Source organism: Streptomyces caeni (assembly GCF_042678285.1).
GTDB lineage: Bacteria > Actinomycetota > Actinomycetes > Streptomycetales > Streptomycetaceae > Streptomyces > Streptomyces caeni.
Map to the genome: position 1 here is coordinate 24,895 of NZ_JBHUDX010000046.1, position 16,448 is coordinate 41,342.

At 72.3% G+C, this 16,448-nt stretch carries 13 protein-coding genes and 1 pseudogene; 9 read left to right on the forward strand and 5 right to left on the reverse strand.

All coding sequences use genetic code 11. From position 1 onward, the window contains the following. A pseudogene (locus tag ACFSL4_RS16280) lies at positions 1 to 369 on the reverse strand (hypothetical protein); the annotation flags it as partial. 737 nt (positions 370 to 1,106) lie between these two features. Between ACFSL4_RS16280 and ACFSL4_RS16285 the strand changes: the two are divergent. The 3 genes from ACFSL4_RS16285 to tyrS all read left to right on the forward strand — a co-directional run bounded on the left by ACFSL4_RS16285 (position 1,107) and on the right by tyrS (position 5,432). Further along, positions 1,107 to 2,630, forward strand: a complete 1,524-nt coding sequence (locus ACFSL4_RS16285) for a TldD/PmbA family protein (protein WP_381083110.1) — start codon at positions 1,107 to 1,109, stop codon at positions 2,628 to 2,630. An 82-nt stretch (positions 2,631 to 2,712) separates the two neighbouring features. Then, positions 2,713 to 4,107, forward strand: a complete 1,395-nt coding sequence (locus ACFSL4_RS16290) for a metallopeptidase TldD-related protein (RefSeq protein ID WP_381083112.1) — start codon at positions 2,713 to 2,715, stop codon at positions 4,105 to 4,107. Positions 4,108 to 4,163: 56 nt separating this feature from the next. Next, entirely contained in the window at positions 4,164 to 5,432 is a 1,269-nt protein-coding gene (gene tyrS, locus ACFSL4_RS16295) for a tyrosine--tRNA ligase (protein ID WP_381083114.1), read from the forward strand. A gap of 61 nt (positions 5,433 to 5,493) precedes the next feature. Here tyrS and ACFSL4_RS16300 read toward each other — a convergent pair whose 3' ends face one another. Beyond that, the gene (locus tag ACFSL4_RS16300) at positions 5,494 to 5,778 is read right to left on the reverse strand and encodes a GlsB/YeaQ/YmgE family stress response membrane protein (protein ID WP_381083116.1); all 285 of its coding nucleotides are present in this window, start codon (positions 5,776 to 5,778) and stop codon (positions 5,494 to 5,496) included. Between the two features lie 243 nt (positions 5,779 to 6,021). Here ACFSL4_RS16300 and ACFSL4_RS16305 point away from each other — a divergent pair, with 243 nt between their 5' ends. Together ACFSL4_RS16305 and ACFSL4_RS16310 are read left to right on the forward strand one after the other, a co-directional pair. Further along, positions 6,022 to 6,459: a DUF3099 domain-containing protein gene (locus ACFSL4_RS16305; protein WP_381083118.1), complete on the forward strand. Its 438-nt coding sequence runs from the start codon at positions 6,022 to 6,024 to the stop codon at positions 6,457 to 6,459. A 281-nt stretch (positions 6,460 to 6,740) separates the two neighbouring features. After that, positions 6,741 to 7,010, forward strand: coding sequence for a hypothetical protein (locus tag ACFSL4_RS16310; RefSeq protein WP_381083413.1), 270 nt, complete (start codon positions 6,741 to 6,743; stop codon positions 7,008 to 7,010). A gap of 86 nt (positions 7,011 to 7,096) precedes the next feature. Here ACFSL4_RS16310 and moaA read toward each other — a convergent pair whose 3' ends face one another. The 3 genes from moaA to ACFSL4_RS16325 all read right to left on the reverse strand — a co-directional run bounded on the left by moaA (position 7,097) and on the right by ACFSL4_RS16325 (position 10,233). Next, positions 7,097 to 8,086, reverse strand: a complete 990-nt coding sequence (moaA, locus tag ACFSL4_RS16315; protein ID WP_381083120.1) for a GTP 3',8-cyclase MoaA — start codon at positions 8,084 to 8,086, stop codon at positions 7,097 to 7,099. A gap of 174 nt (positions 8,087 to 8,260) precedes the next feature. Then, on the reverse strand, positions 8,261 to 9,880 hold the full coding sequence (locus ACFSL4_RS16320; RefSeq protein WP_381083122.1) for a solute symporter family protein: 1,620 nt from the start codon (positions 9,878 to 9,880) through the stop codon (positions 8,261 to 8,263). Further along, complete coding sequence (locus ACFSL4_RS16325; RefSeq protein WP_381083124.1) at positions 9,877 to 10,233, reverse strand: DUF485 domain-containing protein; 357 nt, start codon at positions 10,231 to 10,233, stop codon at positions 9,877 to 9,879. The genes ACFSL4_RS16320 and ACFSL4_RS16325 overlap by 4 nt, the downstream gene beginning before the upstream one ends. A gap of 382 nt (positions 10,234 to 10,615) precedes the next feature. Here ACFSL4_RS16325 and ACFSL4_RS16330 point away from each other — a divergent pair, with 382 nt between their 5' ends. The 4 genes from ACFSL4_RS16330 to ACFSL4_RS16345 all read left to right on the forward strand — a co-directional run bounded on the left by ACFSL4_RS16330 (position 10,616) and on the right by ACFSL4_RS16345 (position 16,404). Continuing rightward, on the forward strand, positions 10,616 to 12,163 hold the full coding sequence (locus ACFSL4_RS16330) for a S8 family serine peptidase (RefSeq protein ID WP_381083126.1): 1,548 nt from the start codon (positions 10,616 to 10,618) through the stop codon (positions 12,161 to 12,163). Positions 12,164 to 12,234: 71 nt separating this feature from the next. Beyond that, positions 12,235 to 13,755, forward strand: coding sequence for a S8 family peptidase (locus tag ACFSL4_RS16335; RefSeq protein WP_381083128.1), 1,521 nt, complete (start codon positions 12,235 to 12,237; stop codon positions 13,753 to 13,755). Positions 13,756 to 13,856: 101 nt separating this feature from the next. Further along, complete coding sequence (locus ACFSL4_RS16340; protein ID WP_381083130.1) at positions 13,857 to 15,254, forward strand: CoA transferase; 1,398 nt, start codon at positions 13,857 to 13,859, stop codon at positions 15,252 to 15,254. A 157-nt stretch (positions 15,255 to 15,411) separates the two neighbouring features. Further along, entirely contained in the window at positions 15,412 to 16,404 is a 993-nt protein-coding gene (locus tag ACFSL4_RS16345) for a CopD family protein (RefSeq protein WP_381083415.1), read from the forward strand. Positions 16,405 to 16,448: the final 44 nt, after the last annotated feature.

Here is a 16,448-nt window from a genome sequence, read left to right on the forward strand (position 1 = left end):
CCGCCGGAACGCGGCGGCGGCACCCCGGGCCTCCTCCTCCCGTCCGGCCTCCCACAGCGCGCCGATCCGACAGGCGTCCACCAGGTCCGGTTCCGCGCAGCCACCGCCCTGCGGGTCCAGCAGCCGCTCGTAGACGGCGACGGCGCGGTCGCACTCGCCCGCCTCGCTCCAGGCGTCGGCGGCCTCCATCAGCAGCTCTTCGCGGTCCTCGGGGTGCCGCTCCGCCAGTTCCTCGCACTCCCGCGCCTCCTCGGCGCAGGCGGCCGGGGGCGGGGGCCCGCTCGGGCGGAACGCGGAGGTGGGCCGGGGCGTGCGCGCCCCGCTCTTGTTCTTGCCGCTCTTGCGCCCGGTGTGCCGTTTGCTGGACATGACTCCACCGTAGTGCGGCCGGAACCGGCCGGGCCCAGTCCGGGCCGATCGGCGTGATCTTCGTGGCAGGACAGCCAGACGGCAAGGGTCTCGCGTCGCTTCCCGGCCATGAGAACCGCCCGGTCACAGGCGAGTCTGCCCGAGCCGGTCGAGGTCTGCGAGTCTATGGACCCGGTGGACCTGGACCTTGATCTTTGCGGTCTGCCCGCAGAGTTCGCAGAATCCGGCCTGCGGCGGACGGCGCGGCGGGCCTCCTCGATCACCGCCGGGGCTTCGGCCCGCTGCCCGCCCCGGGCGGCGGTGTAGGCCAAGGTGCTGAGCATCTGCGCGTACGCGGACGCGGAAGCGTCGGTGCCCAGGCCCGTCGCCTCGTCGTCGGCGGCCACCGACGGCATGAGGCGCCGGGCCTCCTCGTCGCGGTCCTGGTGACGGAGCACGATCGCCAGCTCCCGGGCGGCGGCCGAAGCAGTCGGAGAGCCAATGGTCCGCTCGGGTCCGCCGCTTCCTCGGCCGGTGTCCGCCCGCCCGCCCCGGCGCGCCTCGACGTCACGCGCCTCGGGACGCGTCACGCGGCTGAGCCAGCCCACTGCCCCGGCAGGACGCTTCCGCCGGCGTTTTCGCCTGATACGGCGTGGAGAAGTGGGGTGCCGCGGCGTCCCCGGGAACCCGGCCGCTGAGACATGATTCACTGCCTGCGACGGTCCACACACGCGAGCCCCCCGAAGGGAATCCCACTCGTGCCCCATGAAGTCGATCAGTCATTCCTGGCGCTCCCCCTCAGGGCCCTGGCCGACGCCGCGCTGGCACGCGCACGGTCACTGGGGGCCGAGCACGCGGACTTCCGGTTCGAGCGGGTGCGCAGCGCGTCCTGGCGGCTGCGCGACGGCAAGCCCTCCGGTTCGTCGGACACGACCGACCTCGGGTACGCGGTCCGGGTCGTGCACGGCGGCACCTGGGGATTCGCCTCCGGTGTCGACCTCACCGCGGACGCCGCCGCCGCGGTCGCCTCGCAGGCGGTGGCGATGGCCGAGCTGTCGGCGCAGGTGATCCGGGCGGCCGGGTCGGACGAGAGGGTGGAGCTGGCGGACGAGCCGGTGCACGCCGACCGGACATGGGTCTCCTCGTACGAGATCGATCCCTTCACCGTGCCCGACGGGGAGAAGACGGGACTGCTGGCCGACTGGAGCGCGCGGCTGCTCGCGGCCGAGGGCGTCGACCACGTGGACGCCTCCCTGCTGACCGTCCACGAGAACAAGTTCTATGCCGACACCGCCGGGACCGTGACCACCCAGCAGCGGGTACGGCTGCACCCGCAGCTCACCGCGGTCTCGGTCGACGAGTCCACCGGCGAGTTCGACTCGATGCGCACCCTCGCGCCGCCGGTCGGCCGCGGCTGGGAGTATCTGACGGGCACCGGCTGGGACTGGGACCGGGAGCTGGCGCGGATGCCGGAGCTGCTCGCCGAGAAGATGCGTGCGCCGAGCGTCGATGCGGGGGTGTACGACCTGGTCGTCGACCCGTCCAACCTGTGGCTGACCATCCACGAGTCCATCGGCCACGCCACCGAGCTGGACCGGGCGCTGGGGTACGAGGCGGCGTACGCGGGTACCTCCTTCGCCACCTTCGACAAGCTGGGCAGGCTGCGATACGGCTCCGAGCTGATGAACGTCACCGGGGACCGCACCGCCGAGCACGGGCTCGCGACGATCGGCTACGACGACGAGGGCGTCGAGGCCCAGTCCTGGGACCTGGTCAAGGACGGCAGGCTCGTGGGCTACCAGCTGGACCGGCGCATCGCCAGGCTGACCGGCTTCGAGCGGTCCAACGGGTGCGCCTACGCCGACTCGCCCTCGCATGTGCCGGTGCAGCGCATGGCGAACGTGTCGCTGCGGCCGGATCCGGCGGGGCTGTCCACCGAGGACCTGATCGGCGGGGTGGACCGCGGAATCTATGTCGTCGGGGACCGCTCCTGGTCGATCGACATGCAGCGGTACAACTTCCAGTTCACCGGTCAGCGGTTCTTCAAGATCAGGAACGGCCGGATCGCCGGTCAGCTGCGCGATGTCGCCTACCAGGCGACGACCACCGACTTCTGGGGCTCGATGGCGGCCGTCGGCGGTCCGCAGACGTACGTCCTCGGCGGCGCCTTCAACTGCGGCAAGGCCCAGCCGGGCCAGGTCGCGGCCGTCTCGCACGGCTGCCCGTCGGCCCTCTTCCGCGGCGTCAACATCCTCAACACCACGCAGGAGGCCGGGCGATGACCGCCAGCTCCAGGGCCGGCCGGGGGTCCGGGGGTCGCCCCCCGGGAAAGCACAGTCCGAACACCACCCAGGAGGCCGGCCGATGACCGCGCGTACGCACAAGCCGCACGAGATCGTCGAGCGGGCCCTCGCACTGTCCCGGGCGGACGGCTGTGTGGTGATCGCCGACGAGCGCTCCACCGCCAATCTGCGGTGGGCGGGCAACGCGCTGACCACGAACGGTGTCACGCGCGGGCGCACCCTCACCGTCATCGCGACCGTCGGCGGAGCACAGGGCACGGCGTCCGGCGTCGTCTCCCGCTCGGCCGTCACCGCCGACGAACTGGAACCGCTCGTCCGGGCGGCGGAGGCCGCCGCGCGCTCCGCCGGTCCCGCCGAGGACGCGCAACCGCTGGTCACGGGCGTGCCCGAGGCGCCGGACTTCACTCAGGCGCCCGCCGAGACCTCGTCGGCCGTCTTCGCGGACTTCGCGCCGGCGCTCGGCGAGTCGTTCGCACGCGCGCGTGCGGGCGGCCGGGAGCTGTACGGCTTCGCCAACCACGAGCTCGTGTCGACGTACGTCGGCACGTCGACCGGGCTGCGCCTGCGCCATGACCAGCCGAGCGGCACGCTGGAGCTCAACGCGAAGTCGCCGGACCACCGGCGCTCGGCATGGGCGGGACGTTCCACCCGGGACTTCAAGGACGTCGACCCGGCGGCGCTGGACGCGGAACTGGCCCGGCGGCTGGTCTGGGCGGAGCGCAGGATCGACCTGCCGGCGGGCCGTTACGAGACGCTGCTGCCGCCGACCGCGGTCGCCGATCTGCTGATCTACCAGATGTGGTCGGCGGCGGCCCGGGACGCGGCGGAGGGCCGCACGGTCTTCAGCAAGCCCGGCGGCGGCACGCGCGTCGGCGAGCGGCTCTCGGAGATGCCGCTGACCCTGCGCAGCGATCCGCACGAGCCCGGCCTGGAGACGGCGCCCTTCGTCATCGCGCACGCCTCCGGCGACGATGCCTCGGTGTTCGACAACGGGTTGCCGCTGAAGGCCACGGAGTGGATCGGCGGCGGCGAGCTGAAGCACCTGACGACCACCCGGCACAGTGCGGCCCTGACCGGCCTGCCGCTCACCCCGTCGATCGGGAACCTGATCCTGGACGGCGGTGCCGACCGGTCTGTGGAGGAGATGGTCGCGCGTACCGAGCGCGGGCTGCTGCTGACCTGCCTGTGGTACATCCGCGAGGTCGACCCGGCGACCCTGCTGCTCACCGGCCTGACCCGGGACGGCGTCTACCTGGTGGAGAACGGCGAGGTCACCGGCGAGGTCAACAACTTCCGCTTCAACGAGTCCCCCGTCGATCTGCTGGGCCGCGCCAGTGAGGCGGGCCGCACGGAGAAGACGCTGCCGCGGGAGTGGAGCGACTGGTTCACACGGGCCGCGATGCCCCCGGTGCGCGTCCCCGATTTCAACATGAGCTCTGTCAGCCAGGGCGTATAACCTCGTAGTCGGCTGTCACCCGATGGCCGAGGACCACCCGAGGAGACACGAGAACCGTGACGGACATCGTCGACGAGCTGAAGTGGCGCGGGCTGTTCGCCCTGTCCACCGACGAGGAGGCTTTGCGCAAGGCGCTCGCGGACGGTCCCGTCACCTACTATTGCGGCTTCGACCCGACGGCGCCGTCGCTGCACGTGGGGCACCTGGTGCAGGTGCTCACCCTGCGTCGGCTGCAGCAGGCGGGGCACCGGCCGCTGGCGCTGGTGGGCGGCGCGACGGGCCTGATCGGGGACCCGCGCCCGACCGCGGAGCGCACGCTGAACGCTCCGGAGACGGTGGCCGGCTGGGTCGAGAAGCTGCGCCGCCAGATCGAGCCGTTCCTCTCCTTCGAGGGGGAGAACGCAGCGGTGATGGTCAACAACCTCGACTGGACGCAGGGACTGTCCGCGATCGAGTTCCTCCGGGACATCGGCAAGCACTTCCGTGTCAACAAGATGCTGACGAAGGACTCGGTCGCCCGGCGCCTGGAGTCCTCCGAGGGCATCAGCTACACGGAGTTCAGCTACCAGATCCTGCAGGGCATGGACTTCCTGCAGCTCTACCGCAGGTACGGCTGCACACTCCAGCAGGGCGGCAGCGACCAGTGGGGCAACCTCACGGCGGGCCTGGACCTGATCCACAGGCTGGAGCCCGACGCCGCCGTGCACGCCATGGCGACACCGCTGATGACCAAGGCCGACGGCACCAAGTTCGGCAAGACGGAGGGCGGCGCCGTCTGGCTCGACCCGGAGATGACCACGCCGTACGCGTTCTACCAGTTCTGGCTGAACGTGGACGACCGCGACATCTCGACGTACATGCGGATCCTGTCCTTCAGGTCCCGCGAGGAGCTGGAGGAGCTGGAGCAGCAGACCGAGGAACGCCCGCAGGCCCGTGCGGCGCAGCGTGCGCTGGCCGAGGAGCTGACGACGCTCGTGCACGGCGCGGAGCAGACGGCCGCCGTGATCGCCGCGTCCAAGGCGCTCTTCGGCCAGGGCGAGCTGGCCGAGCTCGACGAGAGGACGCTGGCGGCGGCCCTCTCGGAGGTGCCGCACGCCCGGGTCGGGGGACTCGCCCCGGTGGTGGACCTGTTCGCCGAGGTGGGCCTAGTGCCCAGCAAGTCGGCCGCGCGGCGCACGGTGAAGGAGGGCGGCGCGTACGTGAACAACGCGAAGGTCACGGCCGAGGACACCGTCCCGGCCAAGGAGGAGCTGCTGCACGGGCGCTGGCTGGTGCTGCGCCGCGGCAAGAAGAACCTGGCCGCGGTGGAGGTCACGGGCGCCTGAGGCGCTCTGGCGCGAACGGAGGGGGCGGTCCCGCACGGGGTCGCCCCCTCCGTTCGCGCCTTCAGGCCCGCCCCCGGTGTCCGCCGCTGCCCTTCGTCGACATGTACGCCATCTCGCCGAGGAAGACGAAGAGCACCGCCGCGGCGAGCTGCAGGCCGTGGCGGCTCCAGTCGATGCCCGGGGTGGCCGCGACACCGAGGGCCCGCGCGACCGCGTTGCCGACGATGCCTCCGATCACACCCATGAGGGTGGTGAGCCACAGCGGGCTGTGCTGCTTGCCCGGCAGGATCAGCTTGGCCAGCAAACCGAGCACGAATCCGACGATGATCGCCCACAACCAGCCCATGACCGCCTCCTCGTACGGCTCGACGTGAGCAGTACGCCCAGTCTCGGGCCGTCCGTCGTACGGCGCATGCCGAGTCCTCCGTACGCGGGATCGCGCAGCGCCTCCGCCCACGCCGCGCCTGCCCCGGTCTCGTGGGCTGCGCAGGCGCGGCGTAACGTGGAACATGTTCGGGCCCAGGTCCTGGCCGGGTACGGACCAGGTACGGGCCGGGGAAAGTCCGAGGCAAGCGGGCGGTGGAGTGTGATGCGGAAGCCCAGAAGCGGGGGTAACGCCCAGGTATTCCGGATCACGGGTGCCCGGCAGGGGCTGGCGGAGGACGTCCGCGGCCGGCAGCGCCGCTACGTCATCTCGATGAGCGTCCGCACCGTGTCGGTGATCCTCGCGGCCACCCTGTGGAACGTGGAGCGGCCGGTCGCCGTCATCGCGCTGGTGCTGGGTGCCGCCCTGCCCTACGTCGCCGTCGTCATCGCCAACGCCGGACGGGAGAACGCGCCGTCGCTCCCGTCGACGTTCGTCACCGTGCCGCTGCGTCCGATGCTCACGCAGCCCTCCGCGGAAGCCGCCCCCCGCCCGGGTGGAGCCCCGGGCGGCTCCACGGAACCGGACCCGGAACGCGACCAGGGGGACGCCCCGGCCGGGCGCGCGGCCGGCATGCCGGGCCAGCCGCGCGAGCGGACCTGACCGGGGCGGGGCGCCGGGAAACGGAACCAGGCCCCGCGCGAAGCTCAAGAAAAGCTCAGATCAATCATGCTGTTCCGCTGCCGGGCACGGGGCTACCCATGACATACTTCGTACGCGCTCCGCATCCCCCGTCGGAGCGACGGACCGACGCCGGGCAGCTCCCCCCGTGGCTGCCCGGCGTCGCCTTTTGGACGCCGCGTGGTGTCACGTGTCGAACGTCCCCCGCAGCACCCCTCACCGCGCGCCCGCCCCGAAGCGGCGGGCGTTAGGGTCGGGGGGTGATGGTGAACGCCCCCGGCTCCGCCGCGCCCTCCCCGTTCTGCTCCGCGAAGGGCTGCCGCGCCGCCGCCGTATGGGTCCTGGCCTGGAACAACCCGAAGCTGCACACGCCCGAACGCCGCAAGACATGGCTCGCCTGCGAGGAGCATCGCGAGCACCTGTCCCGGTTCCTGGGCGTGCGCGGGTTCCTCAAGGACGTCGTGCCGCTGGCGGAGTGGGAGTCCCCGCAGCACGCCGGATCGCGGGAGCCGCACGAGCCCGGGACGGGCTGACCCACGGGCCCCGGGCCGCCCGCACCGAACGGGCCCGCCGGTCCCGGACGTACGTCCGGGACCGGCGGTCCGCGGCGGGCGCCGGCTCAGCCGCCGATCGCCGACATCGGCCGGTCGGGCTGCAGGAACGACGGGTCGTCCAGCCCCGAGCCCGCCTTCTTGCCCCACATGGCGAGCCGCCAGACGCGGGCGATCTCCTCGTCCGGGGCGCCGGAGCGCAGTGCCGCGCGCAGGTCGGTCTCCTCGGTGGCGAACAGGCAGGTGCGGATCTGTCCGTCGGCCGTCAGCCGGGTACGGTCGCAGGCGGCGCAGAACGGGCGGGTGACCGAGGCGATCACGCCCACGCGGTGCGGGCCGCCGTCGACGACCCAGCGCTCGGCCGGGGCGGAGCCCCGCTCGTCGGCGCCCTCGGGGCTCAGCTCGAAGCGCGTCCGCAGCGAGGCCAGGATGTCCCCCGCGGTGACCATGCCCTCGCGCTTCCATCCGTGCTGGGCGTCCAGGGGCATCTGCTCTATGAAGCGGAGTTCGTAGTCGTGCTCGACCGCCCAGGCGAGCAGGTCGGGAGCCTCGTCGTCGTTCAGGCCGGGCATCAGGACGGAGTTGACCTTGACCGGGGTCAGGCCCGCCTCGCGGGCCGCCCGGAGGCCGTCGAGGACGTCCCGGTGCCGGTCGCGACGGGTGAGGGCCCGGAACACATCGGGGCGCAGGGTGTCCAGCGAGACGTTGACCCGGTCCAGGCCCGCCGCCTTCAGCGCCGCCGCCGTGCGGCCCAGGCCGATGCCGTTCGTCGTGAGCGACATCTGGGGGCGCGGCCGCAGCGCGGCCACCCGCTCCACGATGCCGACCAGGCCGGGGCGCAGCAGGGGCTCGCCTCCCGTGAAGCGGACCTCCGTGATGCCGAGGGTCGTGACCGCGATGCCGATCAGGCGGACGATCTCGTCGTCCGTCAGCAGGTCCGGCTTGGACAGCCACTGCAGGCCCTCCTCGGGCATGCAGTACGTACACCGCAGATTGCACCGGTCCGTCAGTGAGACCCTCAGGTCGGTCGCCACCCGACCGTAGGTGTCGATGAGCACGTGGGTTCCCTCCCGCGTCGCGGATCACCCGAAGCCAACTTCTGAGAGCCTACGTGACGACACCGGCATCGGCACCGGCCTGATCCCGAGGAATATGCCGACGGCCGCGTCGTGGGTCCCCACGACGCGGCCGTCGGCACGGACCGTGGCCAGGCGACCGCCGCCGGGGAGCCGTCAGTGCGCTCCGGTGCCGGTCAGGGACCGGACCTCCAGCTCCGCGTACTTGGCGGTGTCCGGCTCCTCCTTCGACAGGAGCGAGCCGAGCCAGCCCAGCAGGAAGCCGACCGGGATCGAGATGAGACCCGGGTTGTTCATCGGGAACCAGTGGAAGTCGGCGTCCGGGAACATCGACGTCGGCTTGCCGGAGACCACCGGGGAGAACAGCACCAGGCCGACCGCGGTGATCAGACCGCCGTAGATCGACCACAGCGCGCCCTGAGTGGTGAACCTCTTCCAGAAGAGGCTGTAGAGGATCGTCGGCAGGTTGGCGGACGCGGCGACCGCGAAGGCGAGGGCGACCAGGCCCGCCACGTTGATCTCACGGGCGAGGGCGCCCAGGACGATGGAGACGGCGCCGATCCCGACCGTGGACAGGCGGGCCGCGCGCACTTCTTCCTTCTCGGTGGCGGCGCCCTTCTTGATGACGTTCGCGTAGATGTCGTGCGCGAACGACGAGGACGAGGCCAGGGTCAGACCCGCGACGACCGCGAGGATCGTGGCGAAGGCGACCGCCGAGATGGTGGACAGCAGGATCGCGCCCCAGGTGGAGTCGACGCCGCCCAGGTGCAGGGCGAGCAGGGGTGCGGCCGTGTTGCCCGCCTTGTTGGAGTTGATGATCTCGTCCGGCTTGATCAGCGCGGCGGCGCCGAAGCCGAGGGCGAGGGTCATCAGGTAGAAGGCGCCGATGAGGCCGATCGCCCAGATCACGGACTTACGGGCGGCCTTGGCGGTGGGCACGGTGTAGAAGCGGATCAGGATGTGCGGCAGGCCGGCGGTGCCGAGCACCAGGGCGATGCTGAGCGAGATGAAGTCCAGCTTGGTCATGCTGGTGGCGCCGTACTTGAGGCCGGGCTCCAGGAACGCGGCGCCCTTGCCGCTGTTGTCGGCGGCCTTGCCGAGCAGGTCCGAGATGTTGAAGTTGAACTTCACCATCACCAGGAAGGTCAGCAGCAGCGCACCGGCCATCAGCAGGACGGCCTTGACCATCTGCACCCAGGTGGTGCCCTTCATGCCGCCGATGGTGACGTACACGATCATCAGGACGCCGACCAGGGCGACGATGCCAATCTTGCCGCCGTCGCTGGTGATGCCGAGGAGCAGCGAGACCAGGACGCCCGCGCCCGCCATCTGGGCGAGCAGGTAGAAGATCGACACGACGATCGTGGAGGTGCCGGCCGCGGTGCGGACCGGGCGCTGGCGCATGCGGTAGGCCAGCACGTCGCCCATGGTGTAGCGGCCGGAGTTGCGCAGCGGCTCGGCGACCAGGAGCAGGGCCACCAGCCAGGCGACCAGGAATCCGATGGAGTAGAGGAAACCGTCGTATCCGAAGAGGGCGATCGCGCCCGCGATGCCGAGGAAGGACGCCGCGGACATGTAGTCGCCGGCGACGGCGAGACCGTTCTGGAAACCGCTGAACTGACGGCCGCCCGCGTAGAAGTCGGACGCGTCCTTGGTCTGGCGGCCCGCCCAGACGGTGATGACGAGGGTCGCGACGACGAACAGCGAGAACAGGCTGATGATCAGCCCTCTGTGCTCGCTGGCAGCGCCGGCGGCCAGAGTGAATGCGTGGCTCATGCGTCGCCCTCCATGCGGGACTTGATGGCTTCCGCCTTGGGGTCGAGCTTGGCGGCAGCGTGCCGCGCGTACCACCAGGCGATCAGGAACGTGGTGAGGAACTGGGCGAGGCCCAGCATCAGGGCGACGTTGACATTGCCGAAGAGTTTGGTGCCCATGAAGTCGCTCGCGTAGATCGACAGCAGGACGTAGAGGAAGTACCAGACGCTGAACGCCACGGTCAGCGGGAAGGCGAACGAGCGGTAAGTACGGCGCAGTTCACCGAATTCGGCGCTCTCCTGGACCGAGATGAACTCCTCGGCCGACGGAAGGCTCTGTGTCGTCGTCGAAGGGGGTGGTGCGTCGGTTGCCACGGTGTCTCCTCGCGTTGCGGGTGCGGTGACGGCGGTGGTCGGCGGTGAGTGAGCCTCGCCGCCGGGGCGGGTCGGTGCGGGCGCGCGGTATGACCCCACGGTGACCTGGATCACATCACCGAGTGCGACGGTAGTGCTCTGATAAGTGATCCGGCAGGGAGCTTCGATCGTCTCCCTGCTCCCTGCACAACGTTCACGGCGCGACGCGGGGACCGGTTCAACGCGGTTCGTTTCTTCTCCGCCCTCGCCGAAAGTCATCGCCGAAAGTCATTGATGGCCAGCCGTAACGGCAGATAGCTTCGCCCTGCACCACCCGTCATGTACCTGCCGGACGCCACCCGCGCTCCGGCTCGTTCACGTTTCCGGATGATGTGGAGACCCCATGGCTCATCTGCCCTCCAGACGTCGGCTCGCCCTCGCCGTGCCCGTCGTGCTGTCGCTCACCGCCTCGCTGGGCTTCCTGCCGAGTGCCGCCTCGGCCGCCCCGCGCACCGCCACCACCTCTCAGACCGCTCAGACCGCTCAGACCGCGGACGGTCCCGCTCTCGCCTATGTCGTCAACACCGGCACGGACCGTCACACGATCACAACGGTGCGTCGGGCGATAGAGGCGGCCGGCGGCAGCATCGTGGTGACGTACGGCAAGATTGGCGTCTTCGTCGTCCACTCCTCGAACCCGGACTTCGCCAAGACCCTCCGGACTGTCCGCGGGGTACAGTCCGCGGGCGCGACCCGGACCGCGCCGCTGACGGCCGCGGGCACGACGGACGAAGGGGCCGCGCAGTATCTGACGAAGTCGGAGGCCGCGGAGATCACGAGCGCGTCGGCCTCCGCCGGCGAGAGCGAGCCCCTGGAGGCCGACCAGTGGGACCTGCGCGCCATAGGCGCCGACAAGGCCGCGCAGATCAACCCGGGCAGCCGTGACGTCACGGTCGCCGTCATCGACACCGGCGTCGACGACACCCACCCCGACCTCGCCCCGAACTTCTCCGCGTCGCAGTCCGCGAGCTGCGTCGGAGGCAAGGCGGACACCTCGTACGGCGCCTGGCGGCCCGCGAGCCCCGACCACTACCACGGCACGCACGTCGCCGGTGAGATCGCGGCGGCCCGCAACGGCATCGGCGTGGCGGGTGTCGCCCCGGGCGTCAAGGTCGCCGGCATCAGGGTCGCCGACCCGGTCAACGAGCTGTTCTACCCCGAGAGCGTCGTGTGCGCGTTCGTGTTCGCCGCCGACCACGGCGTCGAGATCACGAACAACAGCTACTACGTCGACCCGTGGCTGTACAACTGCATGGACGACCCGGACCAGCGGGCCATCGTCGACGCGGTCAACCGGGCCCAGCTGTACGCCCAGCGCAAGGGCACCCTCAACGTCGCCTCCGCGGGCAACTCCAACGACGACCTCGACTCCCACGCCCTGGTCGACGACTCCAGCCCCGACGACTCGACCGCGGTGACCCGCACCGTCGACCCGCACGAGTGCTTCGACGTGCCCACCCAGCTGCCGGGCGTCGTCACGGTCAGCGCGACCGGGGTCAAGGGCACCAAGTCCTACTACTCCAGCTACGGCGACGGCGTGATCGACGTCGCGGCGCCGGGCGGCGACAAGTACCAGATCCCGGACACGCCGTCGGCCAACGGCCGCATCCTCTCCACGATGCCGGGCGGCCAGTACGGCTTCCTCCAGGGCACCTCGATGGCGTCCCCGCACGCCGCGGGCGTGGCCGCGCTGCTGAAGTCCACGCACCGGTGGGCGACGCCGGCCCAGCTGCAGTGGCTCCTCAAGGCGCAGGCGGACAACCCGGGCTGCCCGAGCGAGCCCTACGACGGCAACGGCGACGGCGTCGTGGACGCGACCTGCCTGGGCGGCAAGCGCGTCAACGGCTTCTACGGCTTCGGCGTCGTCAACGCCCTGCGGGCGGTCAAGTAGCCGCACGGGCCCGTTCATCGGGCTTCCGCACGGCCCGTACCGCTGCTCTCGCGAACGAACTGGAGACCTCCATGACAGCGCCGCGCAAGCGCTCACGCCGTCTCGTCGCCCTACCGCTGGGCATGGCCATGGCGACCGCCTTCGCCTTCCTGCCGAACGCCACCGCGTCGGCGGCCCAGGCGGCCCCGAAGGCCACGACGGCGGACGCCGCCTCGCTCAGCTACGTCGTCAACGTCCGCCCCGGCCACGGCCCTTCCGCACACGTGAAGAAGGCGATCGCCGACGCGGGCGGCACGATCGTGATCTCGTACGACCGGATCGGCGTGATCGTCGTCCACTCCTCGAACCCCGACTTCGCCAGGACCATCCGCACGGTGCGCGGGGTGCAGTCGGCGGGAGCCACCCGCCACGCACCGCTTCCCGCACAGTCGACGACCGACGTCGGCACGCCGAAGGTGCTCACCTCCGCGGAGGCCGCGAGCGCCCGCGCCACCGACGGGCAGGACCCGCTGGAGCCGCTGCAGTGGGACCTGCCCGCCATCAAGGCGGACAAGGCGCACGAGAAGACGCTCGGCAGCCGGGACGTCACGGTCGCCGTCATCGACACGGGCGTCGACGACACGCACCCGGACATCGCGCCGAACTTCGACCGCGACGCGTCCGTCAACTGCGTGTCGGGCAAACCGGACACGACCGACGGGGCCTGGCGGCCGAGCGCGTCGGAGAGCCCGCACGGCACGCACGTGGCGGGGGAGATCGCGGGCGCCAAGAACGGCGTCGGGATCACCGGGGTCGCCCCCGGGGTGAGGGTCGCCGGGATCAAGGTGGCCACGACGGCGGGCTACTTCTACACCGAGGCCGTGGTGTGCGGCTTCGTGTGGGCGGCCGAGCACCACGTCGACGTCACCAACAACAGCTATTACACCGACCCCTGGTACTTCAACTGCACCGACGACCCGGACCAGAAGGCGCTCGTCGACGCCATCACCCGGGCCTCGCTGTACGCGGAGCGCAAGGGCACGGTGAACGTCGCGGCCGCCGGCAACGAGAACTACGACCTGGACGCGGACTCGATCACCGACCCGGTCTCCCCGAACGACGGCACGCCGAGCGACCGGGTGATCGACCCGCACCGGTGCTTCGACATACCGACCCAGCTGCCGGGTGTGGTGACCGTCGCCGCGACGGGTGCCAAGGGCATCAAGTCGTCGTTCTCCAACTACGGCCTCGGCGTCATCGACGTCGCCGCACCCGGCGGCGACGCCACCCGCTACCAGACCCCCGCACCGCCTGCCACCAGCGGTCTGATCCTCGGCCCGCTGCCCGGCGGCAGGTGGGGCTACATGGCGGGCACGTCGATGGCGTCCCCGCACGCCGCGGGAGTGGCCGCGCTCATCAAGTCGACGCACCCGCACGCCTCCGCGGCCCTGGTGAAGGCACTGCTCTACGCCGAGGCCGACCCCACACCGTGCACGGATCCGTACGACATCGACTCCGACGGCAAGGTCGACGCGGTGTGCCAGGGCTCGAAGAACCGCAACGGGTTCTACGGCTGGGGCACCGTGGACGCGTTGAAGGCCGTGACCAGGTAAGGACGGCCCCCGCCGGAACGACGGACCGGCCGCTGCCGGGGCCGGGCCACCGCCCGGCCCCGGCAGCCGTGTTGATCCGGTACACCCTGCATAGTGCCCCCATGACGGATATGGACATGGCATGGGCGGCACTGGGCGGGGATCCCGCTCTGCTGCCGGGGATCTCGGTCGTCGTGCGGGACGGGGCACTGCCCTCGCGCCTGCCCGTGCGGGAGGTGGCGAGGGCCTGTGTCGGGGCCTGCGCCCTGGCGGCCGCCGAATGGGGCGCGCGGCGGGCCGGGCTCCCGGCCGTGCCCCGGGTCCGGGTGGACGACGGGGCCGTGGCCACTGCCTTCCACAGCGAACGGCACCTGCTGGTCGACGGCCGCGCACCCGTCACCTTCGCCCCGCTGTCCCGGTTCTGGCGCACCGCGGACGGCTGGGTGCGCACCCACGCGAACTATCCGCATCACCGGGCGCGGCTGCTCGGTGCCCTCGGGCTGGCGGCGGACGCGTCCCCGGACACCGTGGCCCCGGCGCTCGCCGAGCGGTCGGCGACCGAGGTGGAGGAGAGCGTGTACGCGGCCGGAGGGCTCGCGGTCGCGCTGCGCACCCCGGCGGAGTGGGCGGCGCACGAGCAGGGGCGCGCGATCGCCGCACACCCCCTGGTGGGCCGTGAGCGGCTCGACGACGCCCCCGTACGACCTCTCGTACCGCTCGCCGGACAGCCGCTGCTGCCCGCGGCGGGCCTGCGCGTACTGGACCTCACCCGGGTCATCGCCGGCCCCTCGGCCACCCGCACGCTGGCGCTGCTCGGCGCGGACGTGCTGCGGATCGACAGCCCGCGTCTACGCGAACTCCCCGACCTGCACGCCGACATGGACATCGGGAAGCGGTCCGCGCTCCTCGATCTGACGGCGTCCGCGGACCGGCGGACGTTCGACGGGCTGCTGGCGCAGGCCGACGTGGTCGTCAGCGGATACCGCCCCGGAGCGCTCGACCGGCTGGGACTGTCTCCCGGGCAGTTGGCCGAGCGGCGCCCCGGCCTCGTCATCGCCCAGCTGTCGGCGTGGGGCGCGTGCGGTCCCTGGGGCGGGCGGCGTGGCTTCGACAGCCTGGTGCAGGTCGCCGCCGGCATCGCGGTGACCGAGGGGTCGGCCGACCGGCCTGGCGCCCTGCCGGCGCAGGCCCTCGACCACGGCACCGGGTATCTGCTGGCCGCGGCGGTCCTGAGGTCCCTCACCGAGCAGACCCGGGAGGGCGGGACCCGGGTCGTACGGCTGGCGCTGGCGCGCACGGCCGCCTGGCTGACGGACGGGGCCGTGCGGGCCCCGGGGGACACGCGGGCGGCGTACGACGGCCCGGACGCCTGGCTCACGGAGTCCGACAGCGTACTGGGCCGGCTGCGGTACGCGCTGCCGGCGACGCGTTTCGAGGGCGGGCCGGCAAACTGGGCGCGGCCACCGGGGCGGTGGGGGGAGGATCCGGCGCGCTGGGCGCCGGCCGCGCCCCGCGGCTGAGCCACCGGACGGCCGGAAGCACACCTCCGGGCGGAATGCCACCATCCCAGTTGTTCTCATCCTCTTGCCCGGTTCTGCGCCGACTGGTGACGATCCTGGGGTGAGCCCGATCCGACCTCCGGCCGAAGCCGGCGGCGGGGGCGCCGGCGCGGCGTCCGTGCCCGCGCCGCTCTCCCCCGCCCTCCCTCACCCGTCGGCCCGGCGCGCCGTCGCCGTCCTCGCCCTCGTGAGCGCCGCCGCCCTGATACCCCTGCTGGGTCCCTCGGCGGCACTGCGGGACACGGGCGAGGCGGCCGCGCCCGGGGCCGGCGGCACGGGCCTGCTGCGCACGGTCCTGTTCGCGGCGCTGTGCGTGCCGGCGGGCGAGTTCCTCTGCGCCCGGCTGGTCCGCCGGGTGCCGGACGCGCCCCGGGCCGGTGCGCCGCGCAGCCTGGCGCCCTGGGCGGCCGTCGCGGGTTTCGCGGCCGCGCTGGCGCTCGCCTCGGTCGTGGCCGCCGGCAACCTGGTCCCGGACCGGCTCGACCAGATCGACCTCGGGGGGCTGTACCGCACCAGGGACGGCTCGCTGGCCCTCCTGGAGGTCAACGCCTTCCTGGCGGCGGGGGTGTGCGCCCTCTCGCGCCGGCCGTCCCTGCGGCTGTGGCCGCCGGCCGCGGTGGTCGTCGCGGAGGCACTGCGCGCCCATCCCACGACGGAGCACGGTGCACTGACCGGCTCGGGCCTGACGTTGGTTCACCTGACCTGCGCGGCCCTGTGGGCGGGGGGTCTGCCGGCCGTGCTGCGGACGGTGCGGCGCTGGCGTGGCGTCCCCGGGGCGGGCGCCGCGCTGCTGGGACTCTACGCGCGCGTGGCGGCCGTGCTGCTGGCCGCGATCACCGCGACGGGGGTGTGGAGTTCGCTGCGCCGGATGCCCACCGACACGATCCTCGGCCAGCTCACGACGACGGCGTACGGCCGCGCCCTGCTGGCCAAGCTGCTGCTCGTGGCCGTCGTCGCCACGCTCGCCCTGATGGCGCGCCGGCGGCTTCGGCATGCCGCCGATCCGCTCAGCGCCTGTTCCCCGGCGCGCGCGGAGGTGGCGGCGCTGTGCCTGGTCGTCGCGGTGTCGGGGCTGCTGACGGCGCTGCCGCCGCCGATCCGCTGGTCCTGATGCGCGGTGGCGGGCGCGTCGACGGCCGGCTCCGGGCGCTCGGC

Bases quoted from the DNA above. Each gene is read 5' to 3' on its own strand.
- ACFSL4_RS16320 (WP_381083122.1), bottom strand. From the start codon at position 9,880: ATGAGCCACGCATTCACTCTGGCCGCCGGCGCTGCCAGCGAGCACAGA.
- ACFSL4_RS16300 (WP_381083116.1), bottom strand. From the start codon at position 5,778: ATGGGCTGGTTGTGGGCGATCATCGTCGGATTCGTGCTCGGTTTGCTG.
- ACFSL4_RS16290 (WP_381083112.1), top strand. From the start codon at position 2,713: ATGACCGCGCGTACGCACAAGCCGCACGAGATCGTCGAGCGGGCCCTC.
- ACFSL4_RS16330 (WP_381083126.1), top strand. From the start codon at position 10,616: ATGGCTCATCTGCCCTCCAGACGTCGGCTCGCCCTCGCCGTGCCCGTC.
- ACFSL4_RS16305 (WP_381083118.1), top strand. From the start codon at position 6,022: ATGCGGAAGCCCAGAAGCGGGGGTAACGCCCAGGTATTCCGGATCACG.
- ACFSL4_RS16340 (WP_381083130.1), top strand. From the start codon at position 13,857: ATGACGGATATGGACATGGCATGGGCGGCACTGGGCGGGGATCCCGCT.
- ACFSL4_RS16335 (WP_381083128.1), top strand. From the start codon at position 12,235: ATGACAGCGCCGCGCAAGCGCTCACGCCGTCTCGTCGCCCTACCGCTG.
- ACFSL4_RS16310 (WP_381083413.1), top strand. From the start codon at position 6,741: ATGGTGAACGCCCCCGGCTCCGCCGCGCCCTCCCCGTTCTGCTCCGCG.